Genomic DNA, 24,420 nt, shown 5'->3' with positions numbered 1-24,420 from the left:
GAACACTCCGCTGTGTCGTCCTGCTCCGATTCTCTCCCCACGGCGTGCTTCTGCGCACCTGGACAGCATGAAGCTTCGAGCACGTCCATCACTTCCTGTCTCCTTGCCGCGCGGCATCATCAGAGTCGAGCCGGGAGGTGAGATCGTCGCCATGCTCGATGGCGAGATCGTGATGCCTCCGGATGCCGGCTCTCCCTGGAGCCGTCCACGAATCGACGAACTGCTGGATGCGATGACGATGCACGGCACGCGCGCAGTATGGGTAACGCTGTATGAAATCGACGGCCAGGTTTTCACCGAGATCGTCCAAGGCGGCGAGCGCTTGGCGGCAGAGCCCCCGCGACGTGCACGGAAGCGATCGCCTCACGGGAGCGCCGTATCGCACCTCGAGCTCACAGGTGACGGTTTCTCGCCAGGAGAGGAGGTGCTTGCCGCTGTCGGTGTATGCGTCCGTGCGGAGAACGACGAAGGGCACGTCGTAGCCATCGTCGACCGCCGGGATCTTCCCGCGGGCGCCGCCGTCTCGTTGCTTTGCGGTCGTGAGTCCGGCCACACGGTCGTTCAGGATCTGCGATGACCACGCCAGCGGGACGACAGACAGGCTCTTTCGGTGATGAGCTGACGAACGCGCTCATGATCGGATTGGTCGCCCTGTTCGGGCTCGCGATCGTACTGCGTGCGGGCGGAAGTATCGCCGCATGGCTCACGCGCACGGCCCAGCCCGACGGCGGTCTTCTCGCGGGGCTCAGTGTCCTGACGAACGCAAGCGACCCAGGTGCTGCGTTGGACGCGCCAGCGCTGGCAACGGTCGCATACTGGGTCGTCACGGGACTACTCCTCATCGTCGTGATCGTCGGCGGCGTCTGGAGCTGGGTACTGCTCCGGCGCCATAGCCGCCGAGCAGCTATGGACCCGCACAACAGCGCCGGTATCGCCACCCGCCACGAAGTTTCGCTCGCTGCGTCGCCGAAAGCTCTGCTCAGGCGCGCCAGGAACCTGCGCCCCTCACTCGACAGTCCCGCGCCCAACGATGTCGGCTATCGCATCGGTGCTTCGAAGGGGATCGAGGTGTGGGCCTCTGTCGAGGACTCGATCCTTCTGATCGGACCGCCACGTTCCGGCAAGGGCCTGCACGTCGTCATCCCGGCGATCCTTGATGCCCCTGGCGCCGTCATCACGACCAGCACGCGTCCCGACAATCTCACGGCCACCCTGCGCGAGAGGAAGCGTTCAGCAGGCCCGGTAGCGGTGTTCGATCCGCAGCATCTGGCGGAGGGCGTTCCGGCAGGACTGCGCTGGTCGCCTGTGCGTGGCTGCGAGGACCCGTTGACCGCGATGATCCGTGCAACCGGGCTCGCTGCCGCCACCGGTCTGTCCGCAGGCGGAGTCGAAGGCGGTGGGTTCTGGGAGGGGAAGACTCGGACCGCGCTTCAGTCGCTCTTGCACGCAGCCGCGCTGGATCAGCGTCCGCCCGTCGAGTTGTTCCGTTGGACGCTCGATCCCTCTGCCGCCGCGGACGCTGTGGCGATCTTGGAGAGCCATCCGCAAGCAGCGACAGGCTGGGCCGACTCTCTGCAGTCGATGATCGATTCTGATCCACGCACCCGGGACTCGATCTGGCAGGGCGTCTCGCTCTCCCTCAGCTCCCTTGCTGATCCGCGCGTTCTGGACGCTGTCTCACCGGCACCCGGTGAAGCCTTCGATCCGGAGTCATTCATCCGGGATCGAGGCACGCTCTACTTGCTCGCAACCGGGGCCGGCGCCGGCGCTTCCGCGTCGCTCGTCGCCGCGTTCGTCGAAGACCTCGTCGAAGTCGCCCGCAGGATGGCCGCGCGCTCCCCCGGCGCCCGCCTCGACCCGCCGGTGCTGCTGGCTCTGGACGAGATCGGAAATCTTTCTCCGCTGCCATCGCTGCCGACGCTGATGGCAGAAGGCGGTGGCACCGGAATCACGACGATGCCTGTCCTCCAGTCGCTCGCGCAAGCCCGTGACAAGTGGTCGGACGATCAAGCCGGCGCGATCTGGGACGCCTCAATCGTGAAGATCGTTCTCGGCGGTGCCTCGAACTCGAAAGATCTCCAAGATCTGTCCACGCTCATCGGGGAACGCGACGAATACACAGACAGCATCACCCTGGGCGACCACGGCACCCGGTCGAACCAACGATCAGTGAGGCGCCTCCCGGTGTTCCCGCCGGACCGCATCCGGACTCTCCCCTTTGGTACAGCGGTGACCCTGTTGCGGTCCGCACCTCCGATCGTCACCGATCTGAAAGCGTGGCCCAGTCGCCGCGATGGCCGACAGCTCGCCCAAGATCGTCACGCGATCGAGCACCAGCTGAGCGGACAGTGACGGGAAGCGCACCTACTGACAACACGGGCGTCGGATGCGACGTCCACAGGATGAAGGAGCAGAGAAATGTCCATCCAGACCAGGGACGCGATCGCGGGGTTCATCGCCACCGATCCCCAGCTGACAACGTCGGAGGCCGGTCGGGCGCGCTTTTATGCCCGGTTCGGCCAAGAGCACTTCCGCAAGGAAGAGGACGGGTCGTTCACGAAGCTGGAGACGTCGTTCCACCACCTCGTCATGTTTGGCAAGTCCGCCGAGCACGCGGCCGAGCGCTTCGCCAAGGGCGACAACTTCATCGCTGACGGCTACGTCCGCACGAGCACCTACGAGAAGGAAGGCGGCATGGTCGAGAGCGAAGAGTTCGTCGCCAGCCGCATCGGACATGACGCAGCCCGCACACGGTACGAGGTCGACCGCTCGCCCCGACGCGACGCGGTGAACGCCAGCTCATTCGCACCTCCCGCCGCCCGATCAGCGCCTGCCACGGTCGGGCTCTGACGCGGAGCAGTCGATGAACGACGATGACTTCCCGATCCCGGAATGGGACGAAGACTCCGACGTCGATGTTCCCGGTCCGATCCACCCGATCAATTGGTGGCTGCTGACCGCCGAGGAGCTGCAGACCGAGTTCTATGAACTCAATCGCTTCGTCGATGAGCTCCGGCACGAGCGGGGCCTCCCCGTCAGCGTGATCCCGCCCTTCTGGCACCGCCACTGGGAACTCGTGCGTGAGCTCTCCGCTCTGCACCTCCACTACCTCGTCTGCCACGACGGCGAGCAGAGCGGATCTGCCCCCATGGGCTGGGAGCGCGACTTCGAAGACTCGTGCCGTCGCCTCCGCGACAAGGTCGCCGCCTGCGGTACCCGCGGCGACAGCGACCGGCCCACTCGCCAAGCCATCTGGCCCGGCGAAGAAGATCCTCCAAACCAGATCCCCGTGATCTTCGACAACCGCGCCAAAGACTTCGTCGCCTACGTGTCCTCGCTCGTCACGGAACGCCAGCAGCGCGAGGAAGCCTTCTACGCGAGCCTCGACCTCCGCACGGGTGAACTGGCCTGAATCGCCACGGCGCCCCGGCATCCTCGATCGGATGCCGGGGCGCCGTCTCCGGTTACGCGTCGATTCCTGCGAACACCTTGTCGAGCGCGTCCGCCGCGCCATCGACGATCAGCTCCGGCCGCTTCGCGTAGTGACCCTCGGTAATCGACTCGTCGCTGTGCCCCAGCAGGTCTCGCGCGACCTCAACACCAGCCGTGCCCGATACTGCCGCGGCAACCGCCTTGCGCAGACTGCGGAAGGTGAGATGTTCCGCATCGACTCCGATCGCCAGCAGCTCCGGCTCGAACTCGCGACGGAACATCCGCATCAGCTGGCTGACCGCGCTCGGATCGCGCGGCCGACCCCGCTCGCTGGTGAACAGCACGTCATCCGGATTCAGCTCAGGGTTGGGCACGTGATTCGCAACGAGTTCGCTGAGGACCTTCGCCGCGAACTGCGGCGCCCGGACCCAGCGCTTCTGCCGCTCTGCCTTCGGCGAGTCCTGACGGAACAGTCCTCGCGATCGCGTGCGAACCATCGTGCCGCCGACCCAGACCAACGCTTCCATCGTCAAGCTCCCGTCCGGCTGCTCGACTGCCTCGAACCTTACGTCCTGGAAGCGAATCGCGATCGGTTCCGCAGTCCGCTCGGACGTCCCGAGCGTGATCAGGATGTAGTCGGCGAGCAGCTTGAAGTTCGGCCGCCTGCCGACGGGGAACCGAGCACGGTGCCGCTCGGGCCACACTTCTCGGATCAGATGAAGGATGTACTTCACCTGCACTGCGTCGAGTTCGAAGTAGACCGTAGACGGTTCATCCGCTCGCCGGGTCGCACGGATCGGATTCGCCACGATGACTGCACCGTGTCGAGTCTGTTGGATCGATCCAGGCGCTGAGAAGAGCCCCTGCTGGATTGCCCAGTCATACATCAGCGACAGCACGTTCCGTACCTTGTTCGCCGTCATCACTGTCTTCTCACGCGCGACGTCCATGAGAAGCCCGTCTGCGCGATCAGCGGTCATATCGGTGATCGGGATCGCGCCAGCACGAGGCAGGATGTGCGCCCGGATCACCGACGCGTAACCGTCGACCGTCTGCTCGCGACGCTGACGCAGCACTCGAGGATCGTCGTCGTGGTAGGCGACCTTCAGCCACTTCTCCGCGAGCTCGGCGATCGTCGTGAGCTCGACTCGCCTGGCAAGCACGCGTCCGACGACGACGTCAGCAGCCTCCTGCAGTGACGCTAGCGCCTCGGCTTCCGTCGCTCCGCTGCCGTACGGACGACGTTCTTTGCCGCTCCCGTCGAAGACGCGTGCGCGCGCAACGACGAGGCCGTTCGGCTCGACGCTGTATGTGACCTTGCCGAGTTCTCCGACCGCCCGCTTCGGACGCGCCATCAGTCGGCGCTCCCGCCGGTCGGCGCGACGAGGTGAGACGTGATGAACGCCTCGACGTCCTCATCGCGGTATCGAATGTTGTGCGAGGACAGCACGACGAACGGCAAACCGAGACCGCGGCTGCGCGCGCGTTCGGTGCGCCAGTCGGCAAGCGTCCTAATAGGGATGCCTGTGTAGTCGGCGAGTTCGCTCGGCGTCCAGAGGCGAGGGCGATCATCGTTCATACCTGGAAGGTGAGCAGCGCCGTCCGTGGACCCCCAGGAACATCCGTACGCGGGCCATCCCGCGAGTAAACGGACGGGTTTTCGGACAGATGCAGTAGTGAGACGCATCATGCTCAGCATGAGACTCCCCTGTCGTTTCTAGGAGAAACGAGGCTGCGGGTCGTACTGTGGTTCACCAACCAGCAAGCCGAGCTCTACTACGGAGTCTGACAACAGCACGACTCGGCACGAGGGCCCGACCCCGCATGACGCGGGAGGTCGGGCCCTCGTGGCGTTTGTCGGGAATGTCGCCAGCGCGCTCGCGTCGTCGGTTGCGCCGATATCGGAAGCGTCTCGTTCGTGCAGTTCAGCGACCCCGACGGAACCCTGCTCATGGCGTGTCAGCGCAACACGCTTGCACCGTAGCTTCGGCTCAGGGCGCGATCGCGGTCTGCTGGTAGAGCGTCAGCGCCGGGGCGCCATCGACGAGTCGATAGTGGCTGGTCATCAGGGCGACGAACGGCTCCTCCTGTGCCGCCCGAACGGCGGTGGCGCGATAGACCAGTGCCGCGCTCGCCTCACCCGTCGGCACGAGACGAACGTCGTCGATCGAGTAGGACTCCCACGGCGGCGACGCGTTGAGGGTTTCAACGACCGCCTTCGCGTCGAGGATCATCCCATTGACGAGCACCATGACCGCGTCCGAGGTCATGATTCGGCCGTAGAACGAGCCGCCATCGGATCGGCAAAGGGCATCCCATCCGCGGCGCTCGACGTCGAGTAGGCCGTCCATTGTGAGCGCGGGAGGCGCGCCCGCCCCAATCGTGGCAGCGGCGGGAAGACCGTCGGCCTGTGGCGACGGATCCTCGCCTCGCGCGCCATGAAGCGAATCGAAGTACGAGATGCCCACGAGAAGTCCCTCGGGGCTGAGCAGGCGTGCCGTCGTCTGTCCCCACGGCTCCTCATGCGCACCGATGAGAATATCCTGCCCCTTATCGCGCAGTTCCTCCGTTGCCTCGGCGACCGCCTGTCGCGAGTCGACCTCGATCTCGATCCACGCCTGCGGAACTGGAACGCCGTCCGGCCATCGAACGGTGCCGAATGTTGCCTGCGCCGCCTGGCTCAGCGGCCACAGAGCAAATGCACGCGCGCCCTCAATGCCCGGCGCGTGATGGTAGCCCGGCGCGATCTCTTCGAACGCGATCCCGATGACATCGGCCCAGAATCCGAGGGTGGCTTCGGGATCCGCCCCTACGGGCCCGAAGCCCGCGATGAATGCGATTCTCACGGTCGGACGCCCCGCCCGCCGCGGAGGCCGCGCACCTCGTAGCCGAGGTGGATGACCCCACCCTCGAAGCGGTCGAGGCGGCGGAGCTCGAGATCCATCCGGGTCTTCGGCCAGAAGGAGAGGCCTCCCCCGATGGTGAGGGGGCAGACCAGAAGGGTGATCCGGTCGACGAGCCCGTGCGCGATCGCCTCGGCCGCGAGGGTCGGGCCGTCGACGGTCAGGTCCTGCGCCGTCGCCTCCTTGAGGCGCGCGACCTCGGCGGGATCGAATGTGCGCCGCAGCTCAGTGCGCGACGTTCTCGGCTCCTGCAGGGTCGTCGAGTAGACGATCTTGTCCGTCCGCCGCCACAGCTCGGCGAAACGCTCCGACTCCGCCGATTGGGCCGCGACCGCCGGATCCGTCTCCCACACGGCCATCATGTCGTACATGCGCCGCCCGTAGAGGTAGGTTCCGACGCCTGCCATCTCTTCGTTCACCGACGCGAGAGCGTCCTCAGCGGGTCGCGCCCAGCTGAAGTCGCCGTCAGGGCCTGCGACATAGCCGTCCTGCGACACGATCATGGAATAGATCAAGCGCCCCATGCCGTCCTCACTTCCGTTATTCGTACTTCTCGAACCTCCCCGCGATGCTCTCCCGGAGCGCTCCGCATCCCGGGTATGGCCATCATCGCAGCAGCCCCTCGTGCAGGGCGCGCAGCACGGCGTTGGTGCGATCTCGCGCCCCGAGTTTCCCGAGGACCGCCGAGATGTGGTTCTTGACGGTGCCCTCCGCGAGGAAGAGCGCGTCCCCGATCTCGCGATTGCTGTACCCCGACGCAACCAGCCGAAGCACGTCGAGCTCCCGATCGGTGAGCTCGCGCGTGGTTCCGGAGGGCACATCGCTCGACGGGGGCTGCCGGGTCTGAAGGGCGCGTAGCATCCGGTCGGTGAGCGCGGGGGCGACGACGGATCCACCGCGCGCGAGGGTCTCCACGGCCTCCGTGAGCTGCTCGAGGGTGATGTCCTTCAGGAGGTAGCCGCGTGCGCCTGCTCGGAGTGCCTCGAGCACGAGGCCGTCCTCATCGAACGTCGTCAGAACCAGCGCGGGGATGTCGATGCCGTCGTCGCGCAGCCGTCGAAGCGCCCAGATGCCGTCGAAGCCGGGCATCCGCATGTCGAGCAGCACGACATCGGGTCGCGTGCGGGCGATCACCTCGACCGCTTCCTTCCCGTCGGCGGCCTCGCCGACGACGTCCATGCCGGCCACGGCGAGGAGGCCCGCAAAGCCCTGTCGCACGAGCGCCTGATCGTCGACGATGACCACCCGGATCATACCGGCGCCCTCACGGTGACCTGGAAGCCCGAGCTCGCGTCGATCCACACGCCGCCCCCGAGCTCTTCGAAGCGCTCACGGAGACCGCGCAGTCCGTTACCGAGCCGTAGCTGCTCCGCACCGCGGCCATCGTCTCGGGCCCTCAGGGTCACGGTCTCGCCGTCGCCCACCACGTCGATCCAGAGTTCGCGCGCGTCTGCGTGCCGGAGCGTATTGGTCACGATCTCCTGCGCGGCGCGGATGAGCGCCGTCGTCTCCCGCTCCCCCACGCGCACGGTCGGCGAGACTTCCACGGTGACGTCGAGTCCCGGAAGCGCATCGGTCATATCGCGGAGCGCGTGCTCGAGGTCCGGCGCCTCGTTTCGCAGCCGTCCGACCGTGGCCCGCACGTCGCGCAGCAGAGCGCGCGCCACCTCGTTCGCGCGCTCCGCGTGCACCCGTGCCCGCGCACCGTCGACGTGCCGCGCCGTTTCCAGCTCCAGGGTCAGCACGGTTAGCTGATGGCCGATCAGATCGTGCAACTCGCGAGAGATCCTTAGGCGTTCGGCCGTCCTCGCGGATTCGGACAGGAGCACGTTGGCCGCCTTCAGATCGACGTTCGCCCGCGCTAGCTGCTCCCGGGCGCACTGCTCGCGGACGAAGGCCGTCGTGCTGAGCGCCGTCGCGAGCTGGATCAACAGATAGAAGCCCGTGAGAATGCCACCCTCGACGAGGTCGTGAGTATGTATCAGGGCAACGCTCGCGATCACCGAGGTGTTGAGACCGACGAGAACGAGCGTGGCCCAGAGCGGCACGACGTAGACGCTGGTCGCCGCAGCGACGACGAGCAGGATCAGCAGGATCCCCGTGCTCTGCGCCGTGAGAACGAGTGCCCAGGAGGCGAGCACGGCCGAAAGGAGTGCGGCGTACCTCACAGATCGCCGCCGGGCGCTCGTCGCGAGGACCAGGCCTGCCAGGAACGCGACGAAGATCGCCGCCCACCAGAATCCGGATACCGTCGCGTTGTTCAGCCCGAAGAGCGTGGGCGCGGCAACGCCGACGGCGACGACGAGCATCGCCAGGCCCGCCCACACCTCCGTTCCGATTCTGCCCATGACTCCACGTTAGGCGCAGAACGTCGTCGGCCGCCCGTGCGGAAAGTCATGGTCGGAGCTCGTGACTTCCCGCACGCGCGGGCGGCGACGCGGCGCACCTAGCGTGAGGAGCATGACGACGACCGATACGGCCCTGCTCGCAGAGGGCCTGACGAAGAGCTATCGCGGCACCCCCGCCATCGTCGAGCTGAACCTGCGCGTCGGCGTCGGCGAGACGCTCGGGCTGCTCGGCGCCAACGGAGCCGGCAAGACGACCGCCGTCGAGATGATCGCGGGTCTTCGCGCCCCGGATCACGGGAGGGCCGAGGTTTTCGGGCTGGATCCTCGTCGCGATCGCGCGCAGGTCCGGCAGATCCTCGGGGTACAGCTACAGCATGCCTATCTCCACGGGGCGCTCACGGTGGGCGAACTCATCGATCTCTACCGCAGCTTCTACCCCGATCCGCGTGGCTCGGCAGAACTCCTCGAGCTCGTGGGCCTTGCGGACCAACGGCGGATCCGTTTCGAGAAGCTCTCCGGCGGCCAGCAGCAGCGCGTCTCGATCGCCCTCGCGCTCGCCGGCCGTCCCCGCGCGGTGATCCTCGACGAGCTGACAACAGGCCTGGACCCGCGGGCGCGGCGCCGCATGTGGGAGACCATCGAACAACTGCGCGATGAGGGCGTCACCGTCCTGCTCGTGAGCCACACCATGGAAGAGGTGGAGAGGCTCTGCGACCGTGTCGCCGTGCTCGACGCGGGACGGATCATCGCAACGGGCACACCATCCGGCCTAGTCGAGCGCGTCGGCGCCGACTCGCTCGACGACGCCTTCGTCGCACTCACCGGTACCGAATTGGAGGCACCCGAATGACGACCGTGATCCGCGCGCGACGGCCCGGCATCCGCTCGATGCTGCTCCTCATCGTCTCCGAGGGGAAGATGGTCGTTCGCGACACGGCGGGCCTCATCGTCCCGCTCGGCCTGCCGCTGCTCGTTCTCCTCACCAGCGCGGGTTCCGCCGCGGACCAGGTCATCGAGAACGGGATGACGGCACTAGACCTGTTCGTCCTTCCGCTCGTGCTCGTCATCATGATCGCGACGATCGGCGTGATCAACATGCCGAGCTTCCTCGCCTACTACCGGCGTACGGGGATCCTCCGCCGGCTCGCCGTCACGCCGGCCTCGCCGTTCATGGTGCTGGCCGCGCAGGCGGTCGTGAGCGCGATCCAGATCATCGTCGGCATCATCGCCGCCTTCGCCGTGGCCGCACTCACCTTCGGGGCGAACCCGCCGGCCAATATCGCCGCCGCGATCGGCGTCGTGGTTCTCGCAATCGCGGCGCTCTACAGCGTGGGTCTGATCGTCGCCGCGGTCGCTCCGACGCCAAACTCGTCCGTCGCCCTCGGACTCATCGCATTCTTCGCCCTCGGCGCGCTCGGCGGCATGTTCGGCGGCCGAGAAGCGCTCCCCGCGCCCCTGGCCGAACTCGGTGGCTGGCTACCGTTCGGGGCCGCGGTCGACGCGCTCACGGCGGCCTGGGCGGGCGCGCCCGTTCCCGTCGAACAGTTGCTCTGCCTCGGCGGCACGGTCGTTGTCGGCACGGTCACCGCCGCGCTCCTGTTCCGCTGGGAATGACGGAGTGCACCTCGAGCTCAGAGGTCGTAGAACACCGCATCAAACACGCGGCGCGCGCGGCGGGACGCGCCGAGCCACTGTTCCTCGACGTGCCAGCCGCTGCCCGCCGGCAGTTCGAGGATCCGGCCGATGCCGTCGAGGGCGCGGTACCCCGTCGGAAGCAGGTCGCTGGTTGCGCCGGTGAGCAGCGTGTTCGCCGACCGCACCCGCGTCGCCAGCCGCCACGCGGCCCCCAGGAGGCGCGCGTCGTCCTCCCCCAGTAGCCCCGCCTCGAACGCGGCGGCCAAGGCATGGAGAGTGCGCGGGGTACGCAGGCCGGGAACGGCGTGTGCGTGCTTCATCTGGATCAGCTGCACGAGCCATTCGACATCGCTCAGGCCGCCGGGACCGAGCTTCAGGTGCCGCGTCGGGTCCGCCCCCTTCGGCATGCGCTCGGTCTCGACGCGGGCCTTGATGCGCTTGATCTCGCGGACGTCGGCGGGCGCGACGAGCTCCGGGTACCGGATCGGGTCGACCATCGTCATGAAGTCGTCCAGAAGCTCGGCGTCGCCCGCGACGGCGCGTGCCCGGAGCAGGGCCTGCGCCTCCCACGAGACCGACCACTTGGCGTAGTAGGCGCGATACGCATCGAGGGTGCGCGCGATCGGCCCCTTCCGCCCCTCGGGGCGAAGCTCCGCGTCGAGCTCGAGCGGCACGAGCCCGTCCTCCGCGACCTCCCGCAGCGCCGCCACGATCTTCTTCGCGAGCTGATCCGCGACCGTCGGATCCACGGATCCCGGCCGGTACACGAAGAGCACGTCCGCGTCCGAGCCGAAGCCGATCTCGGCACCACCGTACCGGCCCATGCCGATGATCGCGAACTCGAAACCGACGTGATCCTCGGCGACGAGGTCGCGCCGCACGGCCGCGAGCAGGGCCTCGATCGTGACGTCGGTGATGGTCGTGAGCGCGGTCGTCACATCCTTGATGCGCAGCGCACCGGTGAGCGAACCGACCGCGGTGCGCAGCAGTTCGCGACGGCGCAGGGCGCGGATCCGCTTCGCCGATTCCTTGAGCGACGCCCGTCTCGCCATGATCGCGCGGGCCTCATGCGCGAGGACCTCGTGCGTGCGGGGGCGCAGCTGTTCGTCCGAGTCGAGCCACGACGCCGACTCGGGGATCCACTCCATCAGCTCGCCGATGTAGCGCGAGCCGCTGAGGATCTTCGTGAGCGACTCCGCGGCGCCGGCCGAGTCGCGCAGCATGCGCAGGAACCAGGGGCTGTCGCCGAGGCGCTCGCTGATGCGACGATACGCGATGAGGCCGTAGTCGGGGTCGACGCCCTCGGCGAACCAGCGCAGCATGACGGGCATGAGCGTGCGTTGCACCGTCGCCTTGCGGCTGACGCCCTTCGTGAGCGCGGCGATATGCGAGAGCGCGCCGCGCGCGTCGGTGAATCCGATGGCCGTCAGACGGCCCACCGCCTCCGAGCCCGTGAGCGCACGTGCGTCGTACTCCGTCTCCGCGACGGCCGAGAGCAGCGGCCGGTAGAACAGCCGCACGTGGATGTCGCGCACCTCGTGGCGCACGCGCTCCCACATGGAGGTCACGTCGGCGCCGGTTCCGCCCGCGATGCCCGGCGCCTGGTCGAAGAGGCCCGTGGATCGGGCGAGGACGCGGCGCTCCTCATCCGACTCCGGCATGAGGTGGGTGCGACGCAGCTGCTGCAGCTGCATCCGGTGTTCGAGCAGCCGCAGGATCCGGTAATCGGTCGCGAAGTTCGCGGCGTCGGCGCGGCCGATGTAGCCCTGCTCCACGAGGGCGTCGATCGCCTCGAGGGTGCTCTGCACGCGCACCGCCTCGTCGCTCCACCCGTGCACGAGCTGCAGCAACTGGACCGTGAATTCGACGTCGCGCAGCCCTCCGGGGCCGAGCTTCAGCTGACGCGAGAGCTCATCGGCCGGGATGTTCGCCGTGACGCGGCCTCGCATCTCCTGCACGCTCGTGACGAAGCCATCGCGTTCGGAACTCGCCCAGACGAGCGGCCTCGTCGCCGCCATGTAGGCAGCGCCGAGTTCGGCATCGCCGGCCAGCGGGCGCGCCTTCAGCAGGGCCTGGAACTCCCACGATTGCGCCCACCGGTCGTAGTAGGCGAGGTGCGAGGCGAGGGTGCGCACGAGCGCGCCCTTCTTCCCCTCGGGACGCAGATTGGCATCGACCTCCCACAGCGGCGGCTCCGCCTCGAATTCGTCGATCCCGCGCATCGTGAGCATCGCGAGCCGCGTCGCGACCTCGAGCATGCGCGGATCCGAGATGCCGGATCCGTCGACGCCCTCGGCGACAAACACGACGTCCACATCCGAGACATAGTTCAACTCGCGCGCGCCGGCCTTGCCCATGCCGATCACGGCGAGGCGAGTGTTCGAGACTTCCTGCGCGGAGAACTGCCCCTCGGCCATGCGGCGCGCAACGCCGAGCGATGCTTCGAGCGCCGCGGAGGCGGCGTCCGACAGCGCCGCCGTGACGACCCGGACGACCTCGACGGGGTCGGGAACGGACAGATCAAAGGCGGCGATGCGCACGAGTTCGCGCCGGTACGCCACGCGCAGGGCAACCCACAGGTCAGCGCCGCGCCCGTGGCTCGTCGCCGCGACGATCCGCTCGGTCATCTCCTCGGCACTCGGTAAGGAGGGCTCCATGCCGATGAGGTCGCGCAGGTGTTCCGGGTGCCGCAGATAGAAGGCGGCAATCCCCTGCGAGGCTCCGAAGAGCCGCCAGAGAACGCGCGGCGCGGCCTCGTCGGCGAGCACGGCGCGGACGTGATCCGGCTGGCGTCGCGCCACCTGCACGAGGCACTTCACGGCCTCATCCGGATCCGCGCTGCGGGCCGCGCCCGCGACGAGTTCGTCGCGCGACGCGCCCGTCAGCTCGGTCAGTTCGTCGAGCGCCTCGGTCGCTTCGTCCAGGTCGACGAAGCCCGCACGCGCCAGCCTCGATCGGGGTGTGATCCTACCGCCGGCCTGCATCGGCGGATCAGACGACGTCGAAGGTCGTCTTGAGCTCGAGGTCGGTCACCTGCGAGCGGTACTGCTCAAACTCGCGGCGCTTGTTCGCGAGCACGTAGCGGAAGACCTGCTCCCCCAGCGTGTCCGCCACCAGGTCGCTCGACTCCATGAGCTCGATGGCCTCCTCGAGGCTCGACGGCAATGCGCGGTAGCCGAGCGCGCGCCGCTCGCTCGCGCTGAGCGCCCAGACGTTCTCCTCGGCGGCCTCGGGCAGCTCGTACTCCTCCTCGATGCCCTTCAGGCCCGCCGAGAGCATCAGCGCGTAGGCGAGGTAGGGGTTCGCGGCCGAGTCGATCCCGCGGTGCTCGATGCGCGCCGACTGGCTCTTGCCCGGCTTGTACATCGGCACCCGCACGAGCGCGGAGCGGTTGCTGTGGCCCCACGTGATGTAGCTGGGCGCCTCGTCGCCACCCCACAGCCGCTTGTACGAGTTCACGAACTGGTTCAGCACGAGCGAGATCTCGCTCGAGTGACGCAGCAGGCCCGCGATGAAGCGCCGGCCGGTCACCGACAACTGGTGAGGGGCCGAGGCGTCGTAGAACGCGTTCGCGTCGCCCTCGAAGAGCGACATGTGCGTGTGCATGCCGCTTCCCGGCTGATCCGCGAGCGGCTTCGGCATGAAGGTCGCGTGCACGCCCTGCTCGATCGCAACTTCCTTGACGACCGTGCGGAAGGTCATCAGGTTGTCCGCCATCGTCAGCGCGTCCGCATACCGCAGGTCGATCTCGTTCTGTCCCGGCCCGCCCTCGTGGTGGCTGTACTCGACCGAGATGCCGAGTTCCTCCAACATCCGCACCGCGCGACGGCGGAAGTCATGCGCGGTGCCGCCGGGCACGTTGTCGAAGTAGCCGGCGTGGTCGACCGGCTCCGGCCGGCCGCTTCCCGCGCCGTGCTTGAAGAGGTAGAACTCGATCTCCGGGTGCGTGTAGAACGTGAACCCGGCCTCGGCGGCGCGCGAGAGGGTGCGCTTGAGCACGTTGCGCGGATCCGCGACGGCCGGCTGCCCGTCCGGAGTCGTCAGATCGCAGAACATCCGCGCCGTCGGGTCGACCTCGCCGCGCCACGGCAGGATCTGGAACGTCGACGGGTCGGGATGGGCCAGCAGGTCGCTCTCCTGGACGCGGGTGAGCCCTTCGATAGCGGAGCCGTCGAAGCCGATGCCCTCGCGGAAGGCGCCCTCGACCTCGGCCGGGGCGATCGCGACGGATTTCAGAGTGCCGATGACGTCGGTGAACCAGAGGCGCACGAACTTGACGCCACGTTCTTCGATCGTGCGGAGCACGAAATCCTGCTGCTTGTCCATGCTCTCAGCCTAAGGGGTCAGTCCTTCCATTCCGCGTCGCGGCGCTCGTCCTCTTCCCATGCGTCGGCACGTTTTTTCAGGATCTCGGGAGCACGTGCGGCCTCCTCGGCCGTTTCGAAGGGACCGGCCAGATCGAGCACCGACGACTGCGTGCCGTGCTCGACCTGTCCCGTGCGGAGGTTGTACCAGTAGCTGTCGGTCATGCTTCGAGGCTACGCCGGAAACGCACCGCGAGCACCCCGAAGATTGCAAGCGCAGCGGGCGGCCCGCCCAGCAGGATCCCCCGGATCCACGGCGCGGCCCACACGGCAGGGGTCGTTCCCTCCCGCAGCTCGACGTCGCGCACGATCGCGCCTGCGGTGTCGACGCCGACCTGCTCGAGCGTCGAGCCGTCGGGGGCGATCACCTCGCTCGTCCCCACCGTCGACACGTTGACCACCGTTCGGCCGGTCTCGATCGCGCGCATCCGCGCGAACTCGAGCTGCTGCAGGTTCTCATCGGATCCGCGGAAGTCGGCGTTGTTTGTCTGGAACACGAGGACCTCGGCGCCCTCCTCGATGCTCTCGTGGACGAGCGAGTCGTAGAGCACGTCGAAACAGATCGCGAGACCGATCGTGGTGCCGCCGACCTCCATCGTCGGCGCATCCGTTCCCGGCGTGTACTCGCGGCCGATCATGCCGATCAGCGAGGGCACGATCTTCTCGAACACGTGACGAACGGGCACGTACTCGCCGAACGGCACCGGGTTGCGCTTGGAATGCGTCTGCTCGACGCCGTTCTCCGTCCAGAGCATCGACATGTTGTAGGTGTCATCGCCCACGTCCGCCGCGGCGTTGAGAAGGATCGGCGCCCCCGTGACCTGCGCGACGGCGGTGAGGACGCCCGCGGCCTTGTCGTCGCGGCGCGGGTCGAGACCGACGCTCCCCTCGGGCCAGGCGATCAGGTCGGCGCCGGCATCGAGCGCGACATCGGTCGCCTGCAGCTGGGCGTCGAGCACGTCGTATCGGGCGCGTTCGTCGAGGTAGGCCGTGGGGCCGTTGCCTTGCACGGCGGCGACACGGAGCGTGCCCACGGCGTGCGTCGGGAACTGCGGAACGAGGATGACGACGGCGAGCACGAACGCGGGTGCCGCAAGAGTCCACCAGCGACGGATCCTCCGTCGACCGACGATGAGGCGAGTCGCCTCGACGGCCAGCGCGACCGCGAGGACGATCGCGAAGGTCAGACCGTCGACACCGACCCACGACGCGAACTGTCCGAGAGGGCTCCCCACCTGCCCCATGCCCACGCGTCCCCAGGGAAACCCGCCGAAGGGCCAGGATCCGAGGACGATCTCGCGGCTTGTCCAGAGGCCCGCGACGGCCACCGAGGTCGCCGCCATCCGCCACAGCGGCGATCTCACGATCCGCCCTATCCAGCGGTACGCGAGGGAGATGAGGATCGCCCCGAGGCCCATCAGCAGCGTCTCGAAGCTCGCAAGTGCCGCCCAGGGCACCCAGGCGAGTTCGTTGTCGCCGAGGAAGCCGGCCGTCCAGCTGATGTGCGGGAAATAGAAGGCCGCGCCGAACGCGGACCCGACCAGCAGCGCGCCGCCGGGCCGGCGCCCGATCAGCGACACCAGCGAGAGCGCGATCGCGACGAAGGCGAGCGGCCAGATGCCCGGCGCGGGAAAGGACGCCATGAAGGCGAGTCCCCCGGCGATGGATGCCAGGGTCGCGAGCCAGAGCGGCAGAGCGATGCGGGGACGGAGAGGTCGCGTCACCCGGCGAGCCTACTCGGCGTCGCCCGGAAGCTCCTCGAAGAGCCCGGGCGGAGGCGTCATGACGACGCGGCCGCCCTCGAGATCGACCTCGGGAACGATCGCCGACACGAACGGCACCATGACCTCGTTGTCGCCGACCGCGACGATCAGGAGGTCCTGCGAGGGAAGGTGATCGACGCGCGCGATGCGGCCAAGCACTTCGTCGCCGCGCACGGCGTCGAGGCCGATCAGCTGGTGGTCGTACCAGGCGTCCGGCTCGTCCGGCGAGGAATCGTCCTGATCCACCCAGAGGATCGCCTTGACGAGTGTCTCCGCCTCATTGCGGTCGTCGACGCCCTCGAAGAAAATAACGGGGCTGGCGTTCATCCAGCGGAACTCACGCACCGTGACGGTCTTGCGGTGCCAGCGCGAGTGCTCCGGCACCTGCAGCGTGAACGACGCACCCGGGACGAAACGCCCACCCGGGTCGTCGGTGTACAGCTCGAGCTTCAACGCGCCCTTGAGGCCGTGCGCCTTGAGCACACGTCCGACGCGGAGCTGGTTCTTGGGGCTCTGCGCGGCCATCAGTCGTCGGCCACGTCGACGCGAACGCGTCGGTCGGCGGCAAGAGCCTTGACGACGGTGCGCAGCGACTTCGCGGTGCGGCCACCGCGCCCGATCACACGACCACGGTCATCCGAGGCGACGTGCACTTCCAGCACGTCTCCTCGTGACGAGGCGGTTTCGTCGATACGGACGTCGTCGGGATGATCGACGATGCCCTTGACGAGGTGTTCGAGCGCGGCGGCGAGCACGATGCGCTTACTCCGCGGCGGCGTCAGCCGCAGCGTCCTCGGCGGGAGCCTCCGCAGGCTCCTCGGCCTTCTTCGGAGCGGCCGGCTTCACGACCGACTTCTTCGAGGCGTCGGCGACGTACGAGGACTTCTCCTCGGCGACCTTAAGGGTGCTCTTGGCGTCCTTGTCGCCCTTGAACTTGCCCCAGTCGCCCGTGATCTTGAGGATCGCGGTGACCTGCTCGGTCGGCTGGGCGCCGACGGAGAGCCAGTACTGGGCACGCTCGGAGTCGACCTCGATGAACGAGGGCTCCTCGGTGGGGTGGTACTTGCCGATCTCTTCGATGACACGACCGTCGCGCTTGGTGCGCGAGTCGGCAACGACGATGCGGTAGTAGGGCGCGCGGATCTTACCCAGGCGCTTCAGACGGATCTTGACAGCCACGATTCTCCTAGTGGATGACGAAAGTGAATGAACCTGTTCGCGCGGCGCGTGGGGTCATGCACGCAGGCGGAAGCTCTATATGAAGTCGGATCGACGTGCTGGATAGAGGGTCGAGCACGCGTTCCAGCTGTCTATTCTGCCAGATTCCCACCTGGAAGGCGAACGTGAACACGGCGCGGCGCGTTTGCGATTTCGATAAAGTTAGGCAAGGCTTGCCTACGAGCTCCTCTCGGAGCGCCTCCCCCTACGAAAGGCCCCCATGTCCGCGCGCCCGATCCTCGCAACCCTGGCCCTCGCCGGCACCGCTCTTCTCCTCGCGTCCTGTGGCAGCGAAGCAGCTCCCGCGGGCTCGCAGACCCCCGCGGAGTCGGCGGCCCCCTCCGAGGACATCACGGTCGAGCACGCGCTCGGCACGACCACGATCCCCGCCGGCGCCGAGCGCGTGGCCTCCGTGGGCTGGGGCAACCAGGATGTGGCGCTGGCCCTCGGCATCGCGCCCGTGGGCGCCGATGACCAGACCTGGTCGATGACCGGTGACGACGGTCTCGGCCTGTACGACTGGACGCTCGACGCATACGACGAGCTCGGTGCCGAGAAGCCGGTCATCTTCGACACGACCGACGGCGTCGACTTCGAGGCGATCGCCGACACCGCTCCCGACGTGATCCTCGCGGCGTACTCGGGCCTCACCGAGGACGACTACGCGACGCTCAGCAAGATCGCACCGACCGTCGCCTACCCCGACATCCCCTGGTACACGCCGTGGCGCGACGCGATCAAGCTCGACGCCGAGGCGCTGGGGAAGAAGGCGGAGGGCGAGGCCCTCGTGGCAGATCTCGACGCGCAGATCGCCGACGCAACGGCCGACATCACGAGCTTCGAGGGCAAGAAGGCGGCGTTCTTCTACGTGAACCCCGCCGACCTCTCCACGATCTCGATCTACGCGACCGGCGACTCGCGCACCGCATTCCTCGGCGACCTCGGCTTCGACTGGCCGCAGCTCGCGGTGGACACCTCGGATAGCGGCGCGTTCTACGCAGACATCGCCGCCGAGAACGCCGACGTTCTTGCCGACGTCGACGTGTTCGTCATGTACGGCGACGAGGACCTGGTCAAGGCCTTCCAGTCCGACCCGCTGTGGGGAACGCTGGACGCCGTCAAGAACGGCGCGATCGTGACGATGGGATCCGGCGACGCGCTCAGCGGATCCGTCACGCCGACGGCGCTGTCGATCCCGTGGATGCTCGACACCTACGTCGGCATGCTCGACGACGCGGCCTCGCTCGCAGAGTGACACTCGTCTCGTCGCCCGTTCGCCGTTCCTCACGCACCGCGTGGGGAACGGCGGTCGGCGTTGTCGTCGTCGTCGCGGCGATCGTGTTCTCGCTCGCCTTCGGCTCGCGTTCGGTGTCGCTCGGCGAGGTCTTCGAGGGCTTGCGGGCGTTCGTCACCGGTGACGGCGCCGAGCGGATCGGCGCGATCGCCGTGACCGAGCGGATCCCCCGCACGGTGCTTGCGATCGTCGCCGGCGCGGCGCTCGCGCTCTCGGGCGGCGTCATGCAGGCCGTCACCCGCAACCCGATCGCGGATCCCGGGATCCTCGGGGTGAACACGGGCGCATCGCTCTTCGTCGTCTGTGGCATCGCCTTCTTCGGCATCACCTCGGTGTATTCCTATCTCGGGCTCGCGCTCGCGGGCGGTGCGCTCGCGGCCGTGGTCGTCTACGTCGTCGGATCGCTCGGAGCGGGCGGCGCGACGCCCATCAAGCTCGCCCTCGCCGGCGCGGCCATGAGCGCGGCGCTCTCGTCGCTCGTGAGCGCCGTGATGCTCCCCCGCGCCGCCGCGATGAACGACTTCCGCTTCTGGCAGGTCGGCGGCACGGGCGGGGCGACCTGGGGATCGATCGGCGCCGTCGCGCCGCTCCTGCTCGTCGCCGCGATCGCGGTCTTCGCGCTCGCGGGAGGAATGAACGCGCTGGCCCTCGGCGACGAGGTCGCCCGCGGCCTCGGTGTGAAGGTCGGGACGACGCGCGCGATCGCCGCGGCCGCCGGGGTGATCCTGTGCGCGTCCGTCACGGCCGTCGCGGGACCGATCGCGTTCGTCGGCCTCATGGTGCCGCACGCCGTCCGCCTCGTCGTCGGTCCCGACCAGCGGGCGATCCTGCCGTTATCCGCGCTCGGAGGCGCCGCCCTGCTCTGTGTCGCCGACACGATCGGCCGCCTCATCGGCTCTCCCGGCGAGGTCGAGGCCGGCATCGTCACCGCATTCCTCGGCGCACCCGTGCTCGTCGCGATCGCCCGGCGCACTCGAATGAGGGCACTATGACCGCCGTCACGACTCCCGCCGCCACCTCGCCCGTCGTCGCGATCCGCGCCGGCCGGGTCCGCCGCGCGCGTCGCCGTGCGATCGCCTCGCTCGTCCTCGCCGCGCTCCTCATCGTGCTCGCCGCCGCGATGCTCATGTTCGGCAACACCTTCTACACACCGGCCCAGGTCTGGGGGGTCATCGTCGGCCAGGACGTGCCGGGTGCCTCGTTCACGGTCGGCACCCTGCGGATTCCGCGGCTCATCGCGGGCGTGCTCGCCGGTATCGCCTTCGGCGTTGCGGGATCCACCTTCCAGACGATGCTGCGCAATCCGCTCGCGAGCCCCGATGTCATTGGCATCACCTCGGGCGCCTCGGCGGCGGCCGTGTTCTCCCTCGTGGTGTTGCACTGGTCGGCGGGCGCGACGACGGCCCTCGCCCTGCTCGTCGGCATAGCCACCGCGCTCGCGATCTATCTCGCGGCGCGCGGCGGCGAGTCAACCGGCGGCCGCCTGATCCTCATCGGCATCGGCATCGGCGCCATGCTCAACGCCGTCGTGCAGTTCCTCGTGCAGCGTGCCTCGGAGTGGGACGTCTCAGTCGCGATGCGCTGGCTCACCGGCAGCCTGAACGGCGTGCAACCCGACGGTCTCTGGCCACTCATCGTCGGAGTCGTCGTGCTCGTGCCGATCATCGTCGCCGTGTCGCGCGCGCTTCGAGCGCTCGAACTCGGTGAGGCATCGGCCACGGCGCTCGGCGTCCGGGTCGGCGCCACCCGCGTCGTCCTCATTGTCGCCGCCGTCGCGCTCGCGTGCGTCGCGACGGCGAGCACCGGCCCGATCGCCTTCGTGGCGCTCCTCTCGGGGCCCATCGCCACGCGCATCGTCGGCCCCGGAGCACCGGCGATCATCCCGGCCGGTCTCGTCGGCGCGTGCCTCGTGCTCGCCGCCGACCTCATCGGCCAGTTCGCCTTCGACACGGCGTTCCCCGTCGGGGTGATCACCGGCATCGTCGGTGCCCCCTATCTGCTCTTCCTGCTCATCCGAATGAGCCGCAACGGAGGTTCCTCATGACGATCACGCACTCTCTTTCAGCGCAGACGCTGTCCGCCGGCTACGGATCCCGCACGATCGTCGACGGGGTCGATCTCGAGCTGCCGCCCGGCAAGATCAGCGTCATCGTCGGCGCGAACGCGTGCGGGAAGTCGACGCTGCTGAAGACGCTGTCGAGGCTCGTGAAGCCCACGGGCGGGGCGGTGCTGCTCGACGGATCGGCGATCGACCGGATCCCGACGAAGAAGCTCGCGACGACGCTCGGCCTGCTCCCGCAGCAGCCGATCGCGCCCGAGGGTATCGCCGTCGCCGACCTCGTCGGGCGCGGCAGGCACCCCCACCAGAAGATGTTCCGTGCCTGGACCGCCGCCGACGACGAGGCCGTGGCCGACGCGCTCGCCGCCACCGGGGTGGCCGAGCTCGCGGACCGGAGCGTCGACGAACTCTCCGGCGGCCAGCGGCAGCGCGTCTGGATCGCGATGGCGCTCGCACAGAACACCGACGTGCTCCTGCTGGACGAACCGACGACGTTCCTCGATCTCGCGCATCAGGTCGAGGTGCTCGACCTGCTCACCGATCTCAACCGCTCGCGCGGCACGACGATCGCGGTGGTGCTGCACGACATCAACCTCGCCGCCCGCTACGCCGATCATCTCTTCGCGATGCGCGCCGGTTCCCTCATTGCGAGCGGCGCCCCGCAGGACGTCGTCACGCCGACGCTCATCGACGACGTGTTCGGCCTCGACGCCGAAGTCATCGTCGACCCCGTTTCGCAGACCCCGTTGGTCGTGCCCCGTGGGCGCCACCACGACCGGTCACGCGCCCCCCGTATTGGAGCCCTCGCATGACGACCCGTATTTTCCGCGCCCGCGTGACCCGCATCACGGACCTCACCCCGAGCTTCCGCCGTTTCACGGTGACGGGCGACGACATCCACGAGTACGGTGATCCGGGCTTTGATCAGCGCATCAAGGTCGTCTTCCCCACGCCGACGGTCTCGCTCGATGCGATGCCGACGGGCGACGACTGGTACACCGAATGGCGTGCGCTTCCCGAAGACGCCCGACCGCCGTTCCGCACCTACACGACGCGCGCGGTGCGACCGGGAGAGGTCGACATCGACATGGTCGCGCACGAGCCCGATGGCCCCGCGTCGGTGTGGATCGAATCGGCATCGGTGGGCGACGAGATCCTCCTCGTCGCGCCGAGCATCCACTCGACGGGCGTCAGCTTCGGCATCGACTTCGTCCCTCCCGCCCAGACGGACGAGTACCTGCTCGTCGGCGACGAGACGGCCGCACCCGCGATCGCCGTGATCCTCGAACAACTCCCCCGCGAGGCGACGGGCGTCGTCGTCCTCGAGGTTCCGCACGAGGAAGATGTCGCGTACCTTCCGGAGCACCCGGGCTTCCGGATCCACGCCGCCGGGCGAGGGTCGCGGGCGCGGCACGAGCACCTCGAAAGCGCGGTGCGCGAGCACGCAGGAGCACTCTGCCCGAACGGGCGCGGATCCGATGTCGAAGAGGTCGACATCGATTCGGGGATCCTCTGGGAGGTCCCCCGCACGGCCAAGGGCGGCGCCGCCCTCAAATCCGCGCCGCTCTACGCCTGGATCGCGGGCGAGGCGAGCGCCGTGAAGTCGCTCCGCCGCCACCTCGTGAAGGACGTCGGCATCGACCGCCGCGCTGTCTCGTTTATGGGCTACTGGCGCCTCGGGCGCGCCGAGGGCAGCTGAGGTTCAGGCACGGGCGCGGCCCGCCCCGAAGTACGCGTCCACCACCCCGGGAACACGGCTCGCGCCCGCGAGCAGTTCGCCGATGAAGACCTCGAGCAGGCTCGCGCCCGAATGTGCCTGCTCCCCGGAGACGAACTCATCGATCGGCTCCGGACCGGGCAACTCCTCGTCTGCAGGACGACGCTCAGCGACGTCGTCGCGCCGGTCCTGTTCGAGAAGGTGCACTCGCTCCGTTTCGTGCTCCGCGATGAGCGAACGCTGTTCCTCCGCCTCGGCCTCGGGAGTCGCGTGGAAGAACACGCGGCTCATCGGCTCGTCGGAGACGACCCGGCCGCTGGGCGTCGTGAACTCGATCACGCCGCCGCCGACCTGCCGCACGCTCCAGCCGGACTGGTGCTTCATCTGGTGGTGGCCGGGGCAGAGCGCCTCGAGGTTCTCGACCGCTGTAGGGCCGCCCCGCGCATGATCGTGCCCGTGATCGATATCGCACCGACGCGCGGGAACCTCACAGCCCGGTATTCGGCATGTCATGTCGCGGGCTCTCACGGCGCGCCGCTGTGCCGCTGTCGGTCGATATCGGTCCACCGCCGCGATCGTGCCGTCGGAGGGTCGATAGAAAATCCGGTCCCATCCCTCCGCGTTGCCCGCGAGGATCCGCGCCGTATCGGGCGGGATGAGTTCACCCGCGTCCGTATAGGCGACGCCGCGGTCGGGGTCGAGCATCTGCTCGACGGGAATCGTGACCTGCACGCTCGGGCGGATCGCGTCGAGCGCTTCGCCCGTGCCCGCGATGTGGAGCCGGTGCGCCGTGGGGCGGGCCGTGAGGAGCAGATCGGTGAACAGATCGACGCGAAGTTGCGCGAGCGTGCGCTGATCCGTTGCCGCGACCGAGAGAGGATCGCTCGCGTCGACCGCACCCGACACCGGTGCCGTCCACCCCGCTTCGGGCAGGTGTCCGTGGATCCGCGCGAAGGCGACACGCGCACGGGCGCGATCGCCCTTCACCTCGCGCGCCATCTGGTCGACATAGTCGTGGACTGCCCGGAGCACGAACAGCTCGGCATGGATGTGCATGTCGCCCATGCCGTCCTCCCCCGCACGCACCGTGACGAAGCGCCGTGCTCGGGCGTCTGCGTGCTTCTCGCGCATCGACCGCGAGTCGATGTCGGCGGCGTGCTTGCGCAGCACGACGCCGAGCTGTCGCGGTGTGCGGCGCTTCGCGAGCTCGGCCGCGTGGTGATCGAGGGAGGCCCGTGCGCCAGTGTCGAGGTTCAGCCCCGCGCGCACAACCTGCTCCGCATGACGGAGCGAGATCTCGCCCTCGCGGAGTGCGGCGAGCGTCTCGGGACAGTCGGCGTCGAGGCGTTCGGCGAGCTCCATCTGCGCCCGGGCCTCGCCGGGCGCCACGCACGTCGCGATGGCGGCTTCGGCGGCAAAGGACCGTCGCGCATAGTCCCGCGCGTTGGCGTAGGCGGACGCGGCAGCCTGTTCGTCGGCGAGCGACGCCAGCCGCGCGTAGAGATGCATTTCGTGGGCATCGATCATGGCCCGGGCCTGACGGGCATCTGCCATCTCATCGAGAACTGCACGCGCTTCGATGCGTCGTTCGGGCGAGAGCCCGGCGAGCACATCATCGAAGACTTCGGCGTCCATAAACCCAGTCTATCGAATGTCCGTTCCCATCTCAAGGCTTCAATGGAGGATC

At 68.4% G+C, this 24,420-nt stretch carries 25 protein-coding genes; 11 read left to right on the top strand and 14 right to left on the bottom strand.

Features of this window, described 5'->3' with window-relative positions; all coding sequences use genetic code 11:
• The first annotated feature begins 67 nt into the window (after positions 1-67).
• The 4 genes from IEX05_RS01775 (at position 68) to IEX05_RS01760 (ending at position 3,412) form a co-directional block, all read left to right on the top strand.
• Positions 68-577, top strand: coding sequence for a hypothetical protein (locus tag IEX05_RS01775; RefSeq protein ID WP_188699676.1), 510 nt, complete (start codon positions 68-70; stop codon positions 575-577).
• The gene (locus tag IEX05_RS01770) at positions 574-2,352 is read left to right on the top strand and encodes a type IV secretory system conjugative DNA transfer family protein (protein ID WP_188699675.1); all 1,779 of its coding nucleotides are present in this window, start codon (positions 574-576) and stop codon (positions 2,350-2,352) included. Before IEX05_RS01775 ends, IEX05_RS01770 begins: the two co-directional genes overlap by 4 nt.
• A gap of 66 nt (positions 2,353-2,418) precedes the next feature.
• A complete protein-coding gene (locus IEX05_RS01765; protein WP_188699674.1) occupies positions 2,419-2,850 on the top strand; it encodes a single-stranded DNA-binding protein in 432 nt (143 codons plus the stop codon).
• Positions 2,851-2,863: 13 nt separating this feature from the next.
• Entirely contained in the window at positions 2,864-3,412 is a 549-nt protein-coding gene (locus tag IEX05_RS01760) for a hypothetical protein (RefSeq protein WP_188699673.1), read from the top strand.
• Between the two features lie 52 nt (positions 3,413-3,464).
• Here the strand turns inward: IEX05_RS01760 and IEX05_RS01755 are convergent, their stop codons facing one another.
• The 6 genes from IEX05_RS01755 to IEX05_RS01730 all read right to left on the bottom strand — a co-directional run bounded on the left by IEX05_RS01755 (position 3,465) and on the right by IEX05_RS01730 (position 8,683).
• Entirely contained in the window at positions 3,465-4,508 is a 1,044-nt protein-coding gene (locus IEX05_RS01755; protein ID WP_188699672.1) for a tyrosine-type recombinase/integrase, read from the bottom strand.
• Positions 4,509-4,786: 278 nt separating this feature from the next.
• Entirely contained in the window at positions 4,787-5,011 is a 225-nt protein-coding gene (locus IEX05_RS01750; RefSeq protein WP_188699671.1) for a helix-turn-helix transcriptional regulator, read from the bottom strand.
• Positions 5,012-5,423: 412 nt separating this feature from the next.
• Entirely contained in the window at positions 5,424-6,278 is an 855-nt protein-coding gene (locus IEX05_RS15170; protein ID WP_229661065.1) for a DUF4440 domain-containing protein, read from the bottom strand.
• On the bottom strand, positions 6,275-6,838 hold the full coding sequence (locus IEX05_RS01740) for a dihydrofolate reductase family protein (RefSeq protein WP_229661064.1): 564 nt from the start codon (positions 6,836-6,838) through the stop codon (positions 6,275-6,277). The genes IEX05_RS15170 and IEX05_RS01740 overlap by 4 nt, the downstream gene beginning before the upstream one ends.
• 103 nt (positions 6,839-6,941) lie before the next feature.
• Complete coding sequence (locus IEX05_RS01735; protein ID WP_188699669.1) at positions 6,942-7,589, bottom strand: response regulator; 648 nt, start codon at positions 7,587-7,589, stop codon at positions 6,942-6,944.
• Positions 7,586-8,683, bottom strand: coding sequence for a histidine kinase (locus IEX05_RS01730; protein WP_229661063.1), 1,098 nt, complete (start codon positions 8,681-8,683; stop codon positions 7,586-7,588). Before IEX05_RS01730 ends, IEX05_RS01735 begins: the two co-directional genes overlap by 4 nt.
• Before the next feature lie 112 nt (positions 8,684-8,795).
• Between IEX05_RS01730 and IEX05_RS01725 the strand changes: the two genes are divergently transcribed.
• Together IEX05_RS01725 and IEX05_RS01720 are read left to right on the top strand one after the other, a co-directional pair.
• Positions 8,796-9,533, top strand: a complete 738-nt coding sequence (locus IEX05_RS01725) for an ABC transporter ATP-binding protein (protein WP_188699668.1) — start codon at positions 8,796-8,798, stop codon at positions 9,531-9,533.
• Positions 9,530-10,297: an ABC transporter permease gene (locus IEX05_RS01720; protein WP_188699667.1), complete on the top strand. Its 768-nt coding sequence runs from the start codon at positions 9,530-9,532 to the stop codon at positions 10,295-10,297. Before IEX05_RS01725 ends, IEX05_RS01720 begins: the two co-directional genes overlap by 4 nt.
• A gap of 17 nt (positions 10,298-10,314) precedes the next feature.
• On the opposite strand, the gene IEX05_RS01715 is transcribed toward IEX05_RS01720, so the two are convergent.
• From IEX05_RS01715 to rpsP, 7 genes are read right to left on the bottom strand one after another with little or no spacing between them, the layout of a single operon-like run.
• The gene (locus IEX05_RS01715; RefSeq protein WP_188699666.1) at positions 10,315-13,302 is read right to left on the bottom strand and encodes a bifunctional [glutamine synthetase] adenylyltransferase/[glutamine synthetase]-adenylyl-L-tyrosine phosphorylase; all 2,988 of its coding nucleotides are present in this window, start codon (positions 13,300-13,302) and stop codon (positions 10,315-10,317) included.
• Positions 13,303-13,309: 7 nt separating this feature from the next.
• On the bottom strand, positions 13,310-14,644 hold the full coding sequence (locus IEX05_RS01710; protein ID WP_188699665.1) for a glutamine synthetase family protein: 1,335 nt from the start codon (positions 14,642-14,644) through the stop codon (positions 13,310-13,312).
• A 17-nt stretch (positions 14,645-14,661) separates the two neighbouring features.
• Positions 14,662-14,847, bottom strand: coding sequence for an SPOR domain-containing protein (locus IEX05_RS01705; RefSeq protein ID WP_188699664.1), 186 nt, complete (start codon positions 14,845-14,847; stop codon positions 14,662-14,664).
• Complete coding sequence (gene lnt, locus IEX05_RS01700; protein WP_229661062.1) at positions 14,844-16,406, bottom strand: apolipoprotein N-acyltransferase; 1,563 nt, start codon at positions 16,404-16,406, stop codon at positions 14,844-14,846. The genes IEX05_RS01705 and lnt overlap by 4 nt, the downstream gene beginning before the upstream one ends.
• 9 nt (positions 16,407-16,415) lie before the next feature.
• On the bottom strand, positions 16,416-16,970 hold the full coding sequence (gene rimM / locus IEX05_RS01695) for a ribosome maturation factor RimM (protein WP_188699663.1): 555 nt from the start codon (positions 16,968-16,970) through the stop codon (positions 16,416-16,418).
• Positions 16,970-17,200 (bottom strand): RNA-binding protein, encoded by a 231-nt coding sequence (locus IEX05_RS01690; RefSeq protein ID WP_188699662.1) that lies wholly within the window; start codon positions 17,198-17,200, stop codon positions 16,970-16,972. Before IEX05_RS01690 ends, rimM begins: the two co-directional genes overlap by 1 nt.
• Positions 17,201-17,207: 7 nt before the next feature.
• Positions 17,208-17,624: a 30S ribosomal protein S16 gene (gene rpsP, locus IEX05_RS01685; RefSeq protein ID WP_188699661.1), complete on the bottom strand. Its 417-nt coding sequence runs from the start codon at positions 17,622-17,624 to the stop codon at positions 17,208-17,210.
• A gap of 259 nt (positions 17,625-17,883) precedes the next feature.
• On the opposite strand from rpsP, the gene IEX05_RS01680 reads away from it, so the two are divergent.
• The 5 genes from IEX05_RS01680 to IEX05_RS01660 are packed head-to-tail and all read left to right on the top strand — an operon-like array spanning position 17,884 to position 22,715.
• On the top strand, positions 17,884-18,918 hold the full coding sequence (locus IEX05_RS01680; RefSeq protein ID WP_188699660.1) for an iron-siderophore ABC transporter substrate-binding protein: 1,035 nt from the start codon (positions 17,884-17,886) through the stop codon (positions 18,916-18,918).
• A complete protein-coding gene (locus IEX05_RS01675) occupies positions 18,915-19,949 on the top strand; it encodes a FecCD family ABC transporter permease (protein WP_188699659.1) in 1,035 nt (344 codons plus the stop codon). The genes IEX05_RS01680 and IEX05_RS01675 overlap by 4 nt, the downstream gene beginning before the upstream one ends.
• Entirely contained in the window at positions 19,946-21,001 is a 1,056-nt protein-coding gene (locus IEX05_RS01670; protein ID WP_188699658.1) for a FecCD family ABC transporter permease, read from the top strand. Before IEX05_RS01675 ends, IEX05_RS01670 begins: the two co-directional genes overlap by 4 nt.
• Entirely contained in the window at positions 20,998-21,828 is an 831-nt protein-coding gene (locus IEX05_RS01665; RefSeq protein ID WP_188699657.1) for an ABC transporter ATP-binding protein, read from the top strand. The genes IEX05_RS01670 and IEX05_RS01665 overlap by 4 nt, the downstream gene beginning before the upstream one ends.
• The gene (locus tag IEX05_RS01660) at positions 21,825-22,715 is read left to right on the top strand and encodes a siderophore-interacting protein (protein ID WP_188699656.1); all 891 of its coding nucleotides are present in this window, start codon (positions 21,825-21,827) and stop codon (positions 22,713-22,715) included. The genes IEX05_RS01665 and IEX05_RS01660 overlap by 4 nt, the downstream gene beginning before the upstream one ends.
• A 3-nt stretch (positions 22,716-22,718) precedes the next feature.
• Here IEX05_RS01660 and IEX05_RS01655 read toward each other — a convergent pair whose 3' ends face one another.
• A complete protein-coding gene (locus tag IEX05_RS01655; RefSeq protein ID WP_188699655.1) occupies positions 22,719-24,368 on the bottom strand; it encodes an HNH endonuclease signature motif containing protein in 1,650 nt (549 codons plus the stop codon).
• Between the last annotated feature and the right edge of the window lie 52 nt (positions 24,369-24,420).

The organism is Microbacterium nanhaiense (genome assembly GCF_014646015.1).
In the GTDB taxonomy this organism is placed as follows: domain Bacteria; phylum Actinomycetota; class Actinomycetes; order Actinomycetales; family Microbacteriaceae; genus Microbacterium; species Microbacterium nanhaiense.
Note: the sequence above shows the minus strand (reverse complement) of the source record. Positions and strands in the feature narration are given on the sequence as shown.